Source organism: Enterococcus sp. AZ109 (genome assembly GCF_051714625.1).
Lineage (GTDB): Bacteria > Bacillota > Bacilli > Lactobacillales > Enterococcaceae > Enterococcus_A.
On the sequence record NZ_JBIOSF010000002.1, the window covers coordinates 61,129 to 74,537 of the forward strand.

Genomic DNA, 13,409 nt, shown 5'->3' on the forward strand with positions numbered 1-13,409 from the left:
ATTTCTCGTTTGCCGCATAGTATCAAGAATAAGAAAAGGGGGATATGAATGAGTAGTTTTGTTGTTTCAAAAGAAGATGTGAAGAACTTTGTCGATGCACCGTGTGTCAGTGATCAAGAGGGGATTATGTTCGTTTATGCTGCGCCGGAGGAAGTGTTGAAAAGTATTTTGCCGCCGCATTTGACACTGGTTGCGCCGGTGATTTGTGGCTATGTGATCCAGATTAAGAGTCCAAACTTTGGAGCGCCCTACATGGAATCGGTGATTTATACTGTCGCTCAGCATGGCGATATTGTGGGCGGCTACAGCATTAACTTGATGCTGCATGGCCCAGGAGCTGAGCAAGGGGTCATTGTAGGTCGGGATTGCTGCGGGATTCCTAAGAAATATGCCGATGAGATGGAACTGCGTCGGATGGGGGATCAGTGTACAGCGAAAATTGTCCGTCATGGGGTTACTTTGATGGAAATAGATTTGAAGCTAACCGGTGAGTACAATGCGCCAGTGGCAGCAGGGATGATTGGTGATCCTGCGCCAGGCGATGTAGGCACTACCTGCAGTTTCTTCCATAAATACAATCTAACTCAAACGGAAAAAGGAAATTGCGAATTTTCTGATTTGAAGATGGTGACCTTGGATATGGCCAATACTACTCAAAGCTGGGATAAAGGAGAGCTAAGTATTAAAGTGGCTTCTTCACCAGATGATCCTTATGGCGAGTTGGAAGTGGTTCAACCTTTAGGGGCAGCCTGGTTCAAGAACAGTGATTGCTTAATGCAGAAAACTACCGAAATCTGTGAGTTGGATGTAGAAGCAACGATGCCATACTTGATGACGGGTCGTTATGATCGTTCGATGATGGGACATAAAGGAACGTACTTGAACATCTAACTAATAGAAAGGGGAAGTTATTGCGTGAAGGAATTTGAAAATAGAACTGCCCTGATTACTGGAGCGGCTCACGGCTTTGGTGCTGAGATGGCTAAAGAAGCAGCCAACCGTAAAATGAAGCTGTTTTTAGTAGATATTGACCAGCCGGCGCTGGAGAAAAACAGTGAAGAATTGAACGCTATCAGTTCTGAGGTAGCGACACTCGTAACTGACTTAACGAAATTGGAAAATGTTCAAAAGATGGTGGAAGAGGTCAATCGTCGTTTTGGCGGAGTCGATTTGTTGATTAACAATGCGGGAGTTTATTTCGAAGAGACAATTTGGGACATGCCCCTTAGAGATTATGACTGGATGCGGAGTATTAATCTAGATGCACCAATTTATGCGATGCACGAGGTGATGCCGGATATGATTAAGCGCCAGACACCTTGTCATATCGTAAATATTTCTTCGATTTCAGGGATTATCACTCACTTAGGGAAATATGCCTACCATGCGACTAAACATGGTCTTTTAGCAGCTAGTGAAGCGATTCTGTATGACATGAACGTTGCGGGAATTACCAATATCGGTATGACAGTAGTGTGTCCAGGTTATTATCAAACAGATTTACATCATCACGAGGAGCATCGTCCAGAAGCCTTTACGAATGTGATGGATACTTATTATGCAAGTGAAAAATTTGCGGCTCGTCAAAAATTTGTGGAGGAAGTAATCACAGCGGGTAAACCGCTGGAGGGCTTTGGTCCGTTGGTATTTGAAGCGATTAAAAATGATCAATTTTATTTGTTGCCTGATGGGGATCTAAATGACGTAATCAGTCGCAGGACGTTACGGATTTTAGGTAATGTCAGTCCTCACATTACTATTTTATAGGAGGGAAAAATGAAAAATCCATTTGATTTAACTGGTCGTGTTGCCTTAGTAACCGGTGCTTCTTCAGGCTTAGGGGTACAATTTGCCAAAGCTTTAGCGAATCAAGGTGCCAAAGTAGCCTTAATGGCTCGCCGTGAGGATCGTTTGAAAGCTGTGGCGGAAGAAATTACCGCTCTAGGATCAGAAGCACTGGTGGTCCCTTGTGATGTATCAGATTTTGCCAGCATCCCAGCAGCTGTGCAAAAAGTAGAAGACCATTTCGGCAAGCTGGACATTTTAGTCAACAATGCCGGTGTCGGCATCAGCTCACCAGCGGAAGAACAAACCGACGAAGAATGGCTGGGCGTGATCGATGTGAATCTGAATGCGGTCTACATGGTAGCGCGGGAAGCAGCTAAGCTGATGAAGAAAAATAATTATGGACGGATTATTAATACTGCCTCCATTAATAGTAAAGCTGCCAGCTTCGACATGTTTGATTTGTCGGCTTACTGTACCTCAAAAGGCGGCGTGGTGATGATGACCAAAGCGTTGGCAAACGAGTGGGCGGAGTACAAAATTACTGTCAATTGTATCGGACCAGGCTATTTTAATTCAGAAATGACCAATGATTATATCGATACGGATTGGTTTACTGATTACCTGAAACGCTCTTGCCCAATGAAACGCAAAGGCAACGAAGGGGAGTTGGATACGGCGATTCTTTACTTTGCCTCTGATATGACCAGCTATACGACGGGGCAATACTTAGCTGTAGATGGCGGTTGGTTGACGATTTAACAGGTGATTTTTAGAAGAGACTGTCGGCAAGGCCCTAATGGTAGGGTTGGTGTCGGCAGTCTTTTTTTGTGGACTGGAAAAAGATATTGAGAGCCGGAAATATTAATGGTAACAATGCTATATAAGAGTATCAGATAAAGAATAAAGGAGTGGGTGACAGTGTTAGGAGGAAAAGCGAGAATCGGCGTCGGTTTGTTGGTAGGTGATATGGAACGTATGGTTCTTTTCTACCGAGATATTTTAGGTTTTAAAACGGATTGGGAAGGTGGAGATTTCGCGGCATTTGAGACAATTAGCGGACCGTTATCGTTATTTATGTACAACAGAGAACGATTTGCGGAGGCGTTTGAAGAGGTTTATATTTTGCCAAATGACATCAACTTGACTTTTGAAATCGCTATTTGGTTGCCTAATTATGCTGACGTGGATGCAGAATATGAGCGCTTGTCCAAGTTGAACGTGCAATTTCCGCAGGGCGAACCGATCACCTATCCTTTTGGTATTCGTAATCTTTATGTGGCTGATCCGGAGGAGAATTTGTTGGAGATTGGTAGTATGAACGAAGAGTAGCGGAGACTGCTTGTGCGAAGAAGCGTAATCTGCAGCAGGACATATTAATCGAAGTAAAAGGATCAGCACTTCCAAATTGGAGGTGCTTTTTTTGGCTTTAAAATTTCGTAAAAAAAGATCTACCTACGCTATTTTTGGTTCTAAACCGACCGGATTTCCACTGAAGTATGTGAAAATATTATTGAAGAATGATTCAGTGGACCAGACATTTCTTAGTGCTGGAAAAATATATGTAGGTTGAAACCGCTATTTTAAAAGGTTTGAGAAAATAAAAATATTTTTCTTATTGACAAACTGTATTATAACAGCTATGCTTAGTTTGTGAATAAAGCCAATGGTTCTTTTTTAGAACCAAAGGATTTAAAGGAAGGGGATAGAAAATTTGATCGGTGTATTAGTCGTTGCACATGGTGATTTGGGGAAGACGTTGCTAGAGTCAATTGCGATTATTGCAGGAGAAGTCCAACAGGCAGATGCGATTGGGTTACATCATGGTGATAGCCCAGAAACTTTCCGAGCAGGTATTAAGGAAGCGGTAGAAAGTTTGGACACAGGGGAAGGCGTTATGGTCTTAGTGGACTTCTTTGGTGGAACACCTGGAAATGAAGCGTTGAAATGCTTACCGCGAGAAAATATGAAAGTGCTCTCAGGCGTAAATATGGCGATGCTTTTGGAGGTTGTTGTCAATCGAGCGTTTATGTCAGATTTAGAAGCACTGAGTCAATTGGCATTAAACAGTGGAAAAAGCAGTATACAAGATTTGAATGAGGTATATAAGAAAATGATGGAAAAGGCGGGGAATTAAAAATGGGAACAATCGTACTAGCAAGAATTGATGATCGTTTGATTCATGGTCAGGTGATGACTTCCTGGTTGAACTATACTAGTGCCAACCGGATTATCATTGTGGATGACGAAACAGCTAATGATACCTTTATGAGTATGATCGTAACGTCGGTGGCACCAGCCAATATTAAAACCGAGGTCTTTGATGTAGCTGGTGGCGTGGAAGCAGTCAAGCAATTATCCGATAATGATAAAGTGATTATTTTAGTAAAAACACCAGCGGTTTACGTAGAAATGATGCGGCAAGGAATTCAATTAGAGAAAGTGAATATCGGCGGTATGGGTGCCAAAGCTGGTAGAACAAAATTCTACAAAAATATTTCGGCATCTGAAGAAGAAAAAGCTTGCCTTAAAGAACTGGTAAGTAATGGGGCAACGGTTACCATCCAAATCATTGCTGAAGACAAAGCCATTGACGTTGCTAAGCTATTGAGTTAGGGGGAAGGATAATGGAAATTACATTCATTAAAGCGATTCTAATTGGGATTGTTTACTACCTTGGCGTAACGGGTACGCCTTGGTTGTCATTATTAGGCAGTATTTCATTCATGCAAAAGCCATTAGTTGCCGGAACAGTTGTTGGATTCATTATGGGGGATCCGATTCAAGGGGTAATCATTGGAGCCGCAATCCAGCTTCCATATATCGCCTTTATCTCAGCAGGGGGAACTGCACCAGTTGACCCAGGCTTAGCAGGAACACTTGGAACTGCTTTGGCTTTGGCTTCAGGAGCTGATCCGCAAACTGCGGTAACCTTGGCGATGCCGATTGGATTATTGGGAACGGTTATCTGGGTCGCTCACATGACGATTGACGTATTTTTTGTTCACATGGCGGATAAAGCGGCAGAAGAAGGCAACCTAGACCGTATCAATTTCCTTCATGTAGTCCCACCACAAATTGTACTGTTTCTGATGAGTGTTATTTCAGTTTCAATTGCCGCTTATTATGGTGCCGGTGCTGTGACAACGATCCTATCTTATCTTGATGGTACACCATTACACGTTTTACAAGTAATCGGTGGATTGTTGCCAGCCTTAGGAATCGCTATGAACTTGCGCTCGATTAATCGACCAAACACGATGCTCTTCTTTATTCTAGGCTTTGTCTTAGCCATTTACATGGGATTGGATGTTATCGTAATCGCTGTTTTGGGTGCGATTATTGCGTACTTGTATACGATCACGCCAAGAAACCAAATCGGTGGACTTAGTTAGGGGGAAAAGAAATGGAACAACCAATGGAAAACGAAGTAAAAGTACCACGTAAAGAACTGTCGAAAAAAGATGTTACGCGTTCTTTCTGGCGCTGGACTTTTTTCAGTCATGCCAACTACAACTATGAGCGACTAGAAGCAACTGGTTTGGTTCATGCGCTAAGTCCGATTATTAAAAAGCTCTATGCCGATGATCCAGAAGAATACAAAAATGCGTTGAAACGCCACATGGCTTTCTTTAATACAGAACCTCACTTCGGTGGTGTTATTTGTGGAATGGTTATCGCAATGGAAGAAGATCGTGCCAACGGTGCACCGATCACAGATGATGCGATTAATGGGATTAAAACTGGGTTAATGGGTCCTTTTGCCGGAATTGGCGATACACTATGGCAAGGTACATTAACACCGATTTTGCTGGCATTTGGGGTAAGTTTAGGCTCTGAAGGAAACTTGATGGGGCCGATTGTTTATGGCGTGCTGATGTTTGGCATCATGTTTTCACTGGCATATGGTGTCTGGATGCAGGGTTACAAAATGGGTAAAGCCGGGATTGAAAAAATCCTTGGCAGCAACATCTTACAATATATCATCACTGGAGCTTCAGCAATGGGGGCAATTGTATTAGGGGCTCTGACCGCTAATTTCGTTTCCGTCTCTTCGCCGTTTGTGATTAAAGTAGGTGCGGTGGAATTGGGATTGCAAGAAGACATTTTGGACAAATTGTTTAAAGGCATTTTACCTTTAGGGATAACGCTCCTAACGCTGTATTTGCTTAAAAATAAAAAGATGAAATCAACTACAGTTATGGCTATTTTGGTCGTAATTGGTGTCGTGTTCGGTGCGTTAAATATATTTTAGAGGATGATTAGATGAGAACAGCAGTTTTTTATGGAGTAGAAGATTTGCGAATTGAAGAATGTGCCACGCCGGAAGCATCCGCCAATAAGATTTTGATCAGAATTGATGCCTGTGCGATTTGTACTTGGGAGCAGCGGGTTTATACTGGTGTCAAAAAAGTCGAGTATCCTTTTATCGGCGGCCACGAGATCGCGGCAGAAATTGTTGACTTAGGCAGTGAGATCGATCAGAAAAACTGGAAAATTGGGGACAAGGTTGTTTTTGGCACGAATTTAGCCTGCGGTAATTGTGAGTTTTGTAAAAGTGGTGAGGAACAAAATTGTTTGGATTTTAATCACAGTAAGCACCTTGAAGGACTACCTCACAAAGGTATGGGTGGTTTGTCAGAGTATATGTTAGTGGAGCCAAAGCACTTGTTCCACTATTACAACGTCACTCCAGAGGAGGCAGCCTTTACTGAACCTCTTTCTTGCGTAGTGCACAGCTGTGAAACAGCGAATATCCAATATGGTGACTTAGTAGTAGTTATCGGCTGTGGCATTATGGGGCAATTGCATGTTGCACTATCCGTGAAAAGTGGGGCGACCGTTGTGGCGTGTGATTTGAATGAAGAACGTTTGAAACTAGCGAAGGAAAATGGCGCTCGCTATGTGATTAATTCTGGTACGCAAGATTTGAAAGAAGAAGTGGCGAAGATTTCTCATGGCTTAGGGGCGAATGTCGTTTTCGATACAACGCCAATTGCAGCACTCGTGCAAGACTCGGTTTCAATCGTAGGCAATACGGGGCGAGTGATTTTGTATTCCTCGTTCTATCCCGATGAGCCGGTGGGATTTAGTCCCGATCAACTTCACAAGGGCGGTTATAGCATCAGAGGGACTGCTAATTCCAATAGCCGTGATTTCATCCGAGCGTCTAAAATGATCAGTGAGCGTACGCTTGATATGCGACCGTTTATTAGTGAGGTTGTTTCGTTCGATGAGATAGAAAAAGGCTTCAAATCGGCGATTAAGGGTGATAAATATCGCGTTGTTGTCAAATTTTAAGTAAGCAGTCAGCCTGGTTTTTCCATAAATACATGAGGATTTTTGGGAAATAAGCTATAATCAAGAGTGATAATGCATCAGGTCAGGCTGTCTGCTTTGAAAGAACTACTTCTTTGGAAGACTTTCTTATCAGTACAGATCAAGAAGGAGGTTTTTCAATGGAAGACTTTATTCCAAAATACAAAAAAATCAGTGACGATATTCAAAATTTAGCCAAGGTATTAGGTGGACAGGGCAAGCCGTTGCCTAGTGAACGTAAGCTGTCGGAAATGTTTAAAGTCAGCCGAACCACTACCAAACGCGCCCTCGAATCATTAGAAAGACAAGGAATTGTGACTTATATTGAAGGAAAAGGCTATATTATTCCTGATCGTGACGTGAAAATCAATTCCAGTATGCATATTTCGGGCTTCTATGAAGATATTGTTTCCCGAAAGAAGAAGATCAGTTCAAAGGTGTTGAAAAAATCGGTGCTGGAAGCGGACAAAGAATTAAGTGAACAGCTCCAAATAAAGGAAAACGATTACGTATTTCATTTGTTACGCTTGCGAAGTGTCGATGGAATGGTTTATTCGTTAACCGAGAGTTTTATTCCCTTAAATCGCTGTCCGCAAATTGGCACCTATGATTTAACCGATAAATCTTTATGGAAAACGCTGAATGAATTTGGTATTTATCCTGAGATTATCAGTCAGAAAATTAGTGCCCGAATGGCAAACTACACGGAAATTCAATACTTGAATATCACTAATCCGGCAGTTGTCATGGTGGTTAATAATTTAGCTTACTTTGATGACAAACCAATCGAGCTGTCCTATGTCTATACCGATGTCTTCTCCACTAACCTTGAATATCGATTTAACCGATAATGAAACCAGCGAGCTAGTAACTAGCTTTTTAACGAGATAATAGCCGTGGTAAAAATAGGAGGAGAATCATGTTAGTTACTTTAAAAGAACTATTAAATGATGCAAAAGAAAAGCAATACGCTGTTGGGGCCTTTAACGTACCCAACCTTGAAGCTGTCCGAGCTGTAGTGGAAGCTGCTGAAGAATTGAATTCACCCGTAATCCTGCAGCACGCCGAGGTGCATGAAGGATTAGTTTCCATTGAAGAAATTGGACCGGTCATGTTGGAGTTTGCCCGCAGAGCAACTGTGCCGGTGGCGGTACACTTGGATCACGGTGCATCTTATGAAATGTGTGTGAAGGCTATTCGCATGGGATTTACTTCAGTTATGTACGATGCTTCCAACAAAGAATACGAAGTCAACCGTGATGAAACCAAAGAAATCGTCAAGATCGCTCATGCTGTGGGGGTGTCCGTGGAAGCTGAACTGGGGCATATTTTCACTTCAGCTGTTGGTGGTGGTGAAGGTCGTGGATCAGATTCCAGCGAGGATTATGAAGATTTGGAAGATGTGTACACTGATCCTGATTTAGCTAAAAGCTTTGTGGACGCGACGGGCGTGGATTGCTTAGCGATCGGCTTTGGTACGGTTCATGGGGTTTATTTGAAGGAACCAAAGCTGGATCTGGACCGCATTACCATGATTAAGGAAAAGATCGATGTGCCATTTGTGATGCACGGCGGATCTGGCGTTTCAGAAGAAAATTACAAGATCGCCATCAAAAACGGTATTTGTAAAATCAACTACTATACTTATATGAATAAAGCTGCTGGCAAAGCAGTGAAGGATTACTTAGCAGAGCAAGCGGATCAAGATTCTGTCTTCTTTGATGAGATATCCTTGGCAGCAACAGCTGCAATGAAGGAAAATGCCAAAGCAGCGATGGCCATTTTTATGAATCCCTAAGTAAGGAGACAGAATATGAGTAAAGTTGTCGCTTCCATTATGTGTGCTGATCAATTGAATTTGGCGCAAGAATTGACGGATCTAACTGATGCGGGTATTGACTGGCTCCATTGCGATGTGATGGATGGGGTGTTTGTCAACAATCTAGCGATGGGCCCTTATGTGCTGGGACCGATTATTCAGACTAAGCGCTTTACCACCGATGTCCATCTAGCCTGCGTTAATCCGGAGAAATATGTTGAGATGTTCGCAGCTGTAAAACCAGACTATATTACTTTTCATATAGAAACGACGAATGATCCGCAAGGCGTGATTGATCAGATTCACCAAGCTGGGATTAAGGCTGGAATAGCGGTGAGTCCAGAGACGCCAGTGGAAAGCATTTTTCCTTACTTGGCTCAGCTGGAGCTGGTGTTGATGATGACGGTGAATCCTGGGTTTGCCGGTCAGGTTTTTCAAACGGCGGTGTTGGATAAAATTAAGCGTTTGAATCAGGAGTTGGCTGGGAACTCGAAACGGCCGCTGATTGAAGTGGACGGCAATATTAATTGTGAAACTTCTGGTGCCATCAGTCAGCTGGGTGCTGACTTGTATGTGGTGGGTACTTCGGCATTGTTTAATAATCAACTGGGGACTTATCGGGACAAGGTGTTGGCGTTGGAGGAAGTAATTCAATAGAAGTGGGAGAGGGTGTGATACAAGTGTTCTGCTCCAAGAAATAAGCAAATAATCCAAAAATAGCTTCTCATATTTTTGCGATGATTCGGCTTGTTTTTCGAAAGAGCTACTTCAGTTACACCGATTATGTGGTTTTCAGTGGCTGTGACGTTTTGTGTCACAGTCATTTTTTTATGATCTTAAAACAGACATGAACTCACCCAAAACGATGGTTTGAGAATTTCTGCCGACAAAATAAAAGGAATAATTGCTATCTTCAGAAACGATAATCTCCTACTCAATTTCTAGGCTGAAGCTGCCATCATAAACCGGAATTTTGGTTTCGCTAAAAAGATTGTTTTGATTGGTTGTTGAAGTTTAGCGTGATTTCACCTTGTTACTGGCGACTATTCGAAAATTTTTCGTATAGTAAAAATAAAGATTAATTGATAAAAGGGCGCCTACGAGGATTAAGAAGAGCAAAAAGGTCGCCAAAACAGATATTTTAATTGAAATGCAACTTAATATCCATCGTTATCTTACTGATAGTATATGGAAATTGTCATATTAAGTAGAAAAATCAATGTTTTAGTCGTGAAAACCTTGTTTGTGAAATAAATGATAGCGTTCTAAGCAATTTTGACAGAACTTGTGATAGGGCTTACAATGGAATTGAACGAATGGTTCAATTAATTTTCCTGAAGGGTTGAGTAAGATGAAAAAGTTGCGGGCCATGTCAGGATGCTGCCTGTTGTTTTTGCTTAGTGGATGCGGGAATGATTCTAAGCCGAAATTAGTCAACACTCAAGAATTGGATCAAAAGTTTAGTCAAATTGCGGTAGATTATGATGCGGACGATATGAGTGTCGGCTTTCACGATGAAGCTACGATTATCCTGAAGGAATACATGAATGAAGATAAGGAAAAATATTATGCTTCGATTGAGGAAGACGGGCAGAACCTGTCTATCACAGAAGGGAAACGACTGCGACGGGCTAGTTTTCAGTCTTATGTAGAATTTATTTTACCAACAACCTATGATCAAAGTTTGTCAATTCATACTACCAGTGGTGAAATCGATATGCTGGAAACAAAGGAAATTTTGCAGGAGCTGGTCTTGGATACCACAAGCGGAAAAATCACGGTGGGAGAGAGCCGGGCAGAGTTCTTTAGGCTGACTAGCACGAGCGGTGAGATTGATGGAAATCAACTAGCTGCTAAAAATCTTACGGTTAAAAGCACAAGTGGATCGGTTGCGATTGCTGCTAGTGATGCCGATGATTTTCAGATTGAAACTACCAGCAGTTCAACCGAATTAATGGAACTCAAGGGACCAATTACCTATCTTACAAAAAGCGGAAAATTAGCGGCTTCAAATCTGACTGGTGGCGGCACTTTCAACGCAACTGGTGAAGGTGAGATGGAACTGGCGTATACTAAGGTTAACCAAGATGTAACGCTGATCGCAAAAAACGGCGACTTGGAGTTAAGCTTGCCAGCGAATACCTCCTGTGAAATCAATGCCCGGACAAAAGATGGCAAGATTCAAACAGACAATTTCTCGGAATTGTCAGGAGGAAAAAAAGAAATTAGCGGTAAGTTGGAAGTAAATCCAGCCCATAAGGTCACGTTAGAAACACGAAATGGCGACATCCGGCTGGCCACCGATTAGCAGAGGAGAGACGAAGATGAAGAATCGTTTGGATTTATTTTATGCAGCCGGAAGTCATTTGTTTATTAATAAAGGGTATGCCCGTACTCAAATGAAGGATATCGCTCAGCGCATCGGCTTATCCACGGGGATGATCTATCAATATTTCAAAGGAAAAAACGAGTTGTTAAGCTTCATTTTGAAGTGCACGATTGAGCCGTCTTACTTGGAGCAGGAACAGGAGTATCCGATTCAGGTGGATCAATTTGAATTTTTAGATGAAGAAATCGCTGCGGCGTTGCAAGAAAATGCCAAAACCTTAAGAGCCGGAATCGATGATCCGGAGTATACACCGGAAAAAATGTTCTCGGATGCTTTTGATGTGATTGCTAAATATGGTGTCGGTTGCTTGATTATCGAGCATAATCCCGATGATTTGCCTGAGCTGACTGAGACTTATCAAACCTTTCGTCAATTGTTTTTCAAGCAGGTGTATCAATATGTGGAGCGGTTCGTCAAGGAGGGCCGTCTTCGGTCGGTACAAGATATCCATTATGCAACCCGAGCAATGGTGGAAGTGATGGCTTTTTGGGGGATGCACATTATGAACGATGCCTACGAAATAGATCAGGAGATTACTCATGAAAATGCCAAGGCAATTTGTTTAGACAATCTAATCCACGCATATGTTATAAGAAAGGCTTCGCAAACTCCCTCAGTTTTAGAGTATTGAGCGAAAAATCTAGTTTGTGAATCAGTGGTACTTTCTTTAATTTTGAATGAATCTGAAAACTTTTTCGGATTTTCTAACTCGAAAAATTGAATGAACGATTCAATTAAAGGGGTGAGTCAGATGAAACGCAGAAAAGTGGTGCGGCACAGCTTCGTTTGGTTATTTGTAATTGGTGCTCTAGTAGGATTTTGGGTTGAAAATATCTATTGCTGGGTGAAAGTAGGGGAATGGACTTCTCGTCAAGGACTGGTACTAGGACCGTTTGTGCCAATTTATGGTGTTGGAGCGGTATTGTTTGCTTGGTTTTTGGGACCGTGGCATCGAAAACATTCAATGCTCTTATTCGTTTTATCGAGTTTGTTAGGGGGCTGTATTGAATTCTTCGGCAGTCTGCTGGGAATCAGGTTGTGGGATTTTAGTCAACAAACTTATCATTTAGCCGGTAGAACCAGTTTGGTGTTCATGTTTTTCTGGGGAGTGATCGGCACAGTTTATTTGAAGGTGATATACCCAATTCTTCTGAAAGATATCCGCCGTTATCTGGTGAAGCACAGCGCCTCGCTGCGACTTGTGATGGTTTTCTTCCTATTTAATTTCACCCTTTCTGGCTTGGCTTTGAATCGCTGGACGGAAAGATGTCAGGGGCATATTTGTGACAGTGTACTGGATCAAAAGTTAGACCAGTATTTTCACGATGAATCGTTAGCAGAAATTTATCCCGCGTTGGAATTAGCGGACAGGAGTGGAGAAAAATGAAACAACTTTATTGTGAAGCGGACAGTATTACTAGCGGTTTGTTGCATCTGTGGGGATTCTTACTGGCGATTGGTGGGACGGTGCTGTTGATTCTCAGCGCGGAAAGCTCCTTGGCGATTGTAGCAGCTTGTATCTACGGTGCCTCTCTCATCTGCCTTTTTTTAGCCTCTACCGTTTTTCACATTTTTTTCATCTCACCTAAGATTCACGGTATTCTTCAGAAGATTGATCATTCCTTGGTGTTTTGCTTGATTGCTGGGACGTATACACCGATTTGTTTGTTGGTGCTGGATAAGGTGCCTGGTTTGATTTTACTAGTGAGTATTTGGTCGTTGGCGTTAGTGGGGATTTTAGGAAAAGTGCTGTGGTTTCGTTATGCCAAATGGTTTTCGACAGTAGTGTACCTAGCGATGGGTTGGGGAATTGTCTTCTTTTCCGGTGAGCTGATGCAGGTTCTGCCACTAAAGGCGATTTTCTGGTTAGCCGCTGGGGGAATTTACTACTCGGTTGGTGCGGTGATTTATGCTGCTAAGTCGCTACAATTTCATTTTTCGGCGTTTGGTAGTCATGAGCTGTTCCACTTGTTTGTGTTGGCCGGGGCAGCTTGTCACTTTTATCTGATGTATCAGTTTATAATCTAAAGTATTTTTTTAAGTTTTGAACACGTAGTAATTTAAGTCAAACAACATAAAATAGCCATAAATTCAAGA

16 protein-coding genes are annotated in these 13,409 nt (G+C 42.3%); all 16 read left to right on the forward strand.

Annotated elements, in window-relative coordinates; genetic code table 11:
• Nucleotides 1-48 precede the first annotated feature (48 nt).
• The 16 genes from IGI42_RS16840 to trhA all read left to right on the forward strand — a co-directional run bounded on the left by IGI42_RS16840 (nt 49) and on the right by trhA (nt 13,340).
• Entirely contained in the window at nt 49-891 is an 843-nt protein-coding gene (locus tag IGI42_RS16840; protein WP_438717132.1) for an acetoacetate decarboxylase family protein, read from the forward strand.
• Between the two features lie 24 nt (nt 892-915).
• Nucleotides 916-1,767 (forward strand): SDR family NAD(P)-dependent oxidoreductase, encoded by an 852-nt coding sequence (locus IGI42_RS16845; protein WP_438717133.1) that lies wholly within the window; start codon nt 916-918, stop codon nt 1,765-1,767.
• 9 nt (nt 1,768-1,776) lie between these two features.
• Nucleotides 1,777-2,547 (forward strand): SDR family NAD(P)-dependent oxidoreductase, encoded by a 771-nt coding sequence (locus tag IGI42_RS16850; RefSeq protein ID WP_438717134.1) that lies wholly within the window; start codon nt 1,777-1,779, stop codon nt 2,545-2,547.
• Between the two features lie 159 nt (nt 2,548-2,706).
• Entirely contained in the window at nt 2,707-3,117 is a 411-nt protein-coding gene (locus tag IGI42_RS16855; protein ID WP_438717135.1) for a VOC family protein, read from the forward strand.
• 382 nt (nt 3,118-3,499) lie between these two features.
• Nucleotides 3,500-3,922, forward strand: coding sequence for a PTS sugar transporter subunit IIA (locus IGI42_RS16860; protein WP_438717136.1), 423 nt, complete (start codon nt 3,500-3,502; stop codon nt 3,920-3,922).
• Between the two features lie 2 nt (nt 3,923-3,924).
• Nucleotides 3,925-4,401 (forward strand): PTS sugar transporter subunit IIB, encoded by a 477-nt coding sequence (locus IGI42_RS16865; protein ID WP_438717137.1) that lies wholly within the window; start codon nt 3,925-3,927, stop codon nt 4,399-4,401.
• Nucleotides 4,402-4,412: 11 nt separating this feature from the next.
• Nucleotides 4,413-5,180: a PTS mannose/fructose/sorbose/N-acetylgalactosamine transporter subunit IIC gene (locus tag IGI42_RS16870; protein ID WP_438717138.1), complete on the forward strand. Its 768-nt coding sequence runs from the start codon at nt 4,413-4,415 to the stop codon at nt 5,178-5,180.
• A gap of 11 nt (nt 5,181-5,191) precedes the next feature.
• Nucleotides 5,192-6,040 (forward strand): PTS system mannose/fructose/sorbose family transporter subunit IID, encoded by an 849-nt coding sequence (locus IGI42_RS16875; RefSeq protein WP_438717139.1) that lies wholly within the window; start codon nt 5,192-5,194, stop codon nt 6,038-6,040.
• Nucleotides 6,041-6,051: 11 nt separating this feature from the next.
• Nucleotides 6,052-7,086 carry a zinc-dependent alcohol dehydrogenase gene (locus IGI42_RS16880; RefSeq protein WP_438717140.1) on the forward strand — a complete coding sequence of 345 codons (1,035 nt, stop codon included), beginning with the start codon at nt 6,052-6,054 and terminating at the stop codon, nt 7,084-7,086.
• Between the two features lie 158 nt (nt 7,087-7,244).
• Nucleotides 7,245-7,955, forward strand: a complete 711-nt coding sequence (locus IGI42_RS16885; RefSeq protein ID WP_438717141.1) for a GntR family transcriptional regulator — start codon at nt 7,245-7,247, stop codon at nt 7,953-7,955.
• Nucleotides 7,956-8,023: 68 nt separating this feature from the next.
• Nucleotides 8,024-8,902 (forward strand): class II fructose-bisphosphate aldolase, encoded by an 879-nt coding sequence (locus IGI42_RS16890; RefSeq protein WP_438717142.1) that lies wholly within the window; start codon nt 8,024-8,026, stop codon nt 8,900-8,902.
• 15 nt (nt 8,903-8,917) lie between these two features.
• Complete coding sequence (locus IGI42_RS16895) at nt 8,918-9,580, forward strand: ribulose-phosphate 3-epimerase (protein ID WP_438717143.1); 663 nt, start codon at nt 8,918-8,920, stop codon at nt 9,578-9,580.
• 694 nt (nt 9,581-10,274) lie between these two features.
• Nucleotides 10,275-11,231, forward strand: coding sequence for a DUF4097 family beta strand repeat-containing protein (locus IGI42_RS16900; RefSeq protein ID WP_438717144.1), 957 nt, complete (start codon nt 10,275-10,277; stop codon nt 11,229-11,231).
• Between the two features lie 16 nt (nt 11,232-11,247).
• Complete coding sequence (locus tag IGI42_RS16905) at nt 11,248-11,943, forward strand: TetR/AcrR family transcriptional regulator (protein ID WP_438717145.1); 696 nt, start codon at nt 11,248-11,250, stop codon at nt 11,941-11,943.
• Between the two features lie 120 nt (nt 11,944-12,063).
• Nucleotides 12,064-12,699 carry a putative ABC transporter permease gene (locus tag IGI42_RS16910; RefSeq protein ID WP_438717146.1) on the forward strand — a complete coding sequence of 212 codons (636 nt, stop codon included), beginning with the start codon at nt 12,064-12,066 and terminating at the stop codon, nt 12,697-12,699.
• A complete protein-coding gene (gene trhA, locus IGI42_RS16915; protein ID WP_438717147.1) occupies nt 12,696-13,340 on the forward strand; it encodes a PAQR family membrane homeostasis protein TrhA in 645 nt (214 codons plus the stop codon). The genes IGI42_RS16910 and trhA overlap by 4 nt, the downstream gene beginning before the upstream one ends.
• The last annotated feature ends 69 nt before the right edge of the window (nt 13,341-13,409 follow it).

Coding starts and splice junctions, on each gene's coding strand:
- IGI42_RS16840 (WP_438717132.1), top strand. CDS start 49: ATGAGTAGTTTTGTTGTTTCAAAAGAAGATGTGAAGAACTTTGTCGAT.
- IGI42_RS16850 (WP_438717134.1), top strand. CDS start 1,777: ATGAAAAATCCATTTGATTTAACTGGTCGTGTTGCCTTAGTAACCGGT.
- IGI42_RS16865 (WP_438717137.1), top strand. CDS start 3,925: ATGGGAACAATCGTACTAGCAAGAATTGATGATCGTTTGATTCATGGT.
- IGI42_RS16870 (WP_438717138.1), top strand. CDS start 4,413: ATGGAAATTACATTCATTAAAGCGATTCTAATTGGGATTGTTTACTAC.
- IGI42_RS16875 (WP_438717139.1), top strand. CDS start 5,192: ATGGAACAACCAATGGAAAACGAAGTAAAAGTACCACGTAAAGAACTG.
- IGI42_RS16880 (WP_438717140.1), top strand. CDS start 6,052: ATGAGAACAGCAGTTTTTTATGGAGTAGAAGATTTGCGAATTGAAGAA.
- IGI42_RS16885 (WP_438717141.1), top strand. CDS start 7,245: ATGGAAGACTTTATTCCAAAATACAAAAAAATCAGTGACGATATTCAA.
- IGI42_RS16890 (WP_438717142.1), top strand. CDS start 8,024: ATGTTAGTTACTTTAAAAGAACTATTAAATGATGCAAAAGAAAAGCAA.
- IGI42_RS16895 (WP_438717143.1), top strand. CDS start 8,918: ATGAGTAAAGTTGTCGCTTCCATTATGTGTGCTGATCAATTGAATTTG.
- IGI42_RS16900 (WP_438717144.1), top strand. CDS start 10,275: ATGAAAAAGTTGCGGGCCATGTCAGGATGCTGCCTGTTGTTTTTGCTT.
- IGI42_RS16905 (WP_438717145.1), top strand. CDS start 11,248: ATGAAGAATCGTTTGGATTTATTTTATGCAGCCGGAAGTCATTTGTTT.
- IGI42_RS16910 (WP_438717146.1), top strand. CDS start 12,064: ATGAAACGCAGAAAAGTGGTGCGGCACAGCTTCGTTTGGTTATTTGTA.
- trhA (WP_438717147.1), top strand. CDS start 12,696: ATGAAACAACTTTATTGTGAAGCGGACAGTATTACTAGCGGTTTGTTG.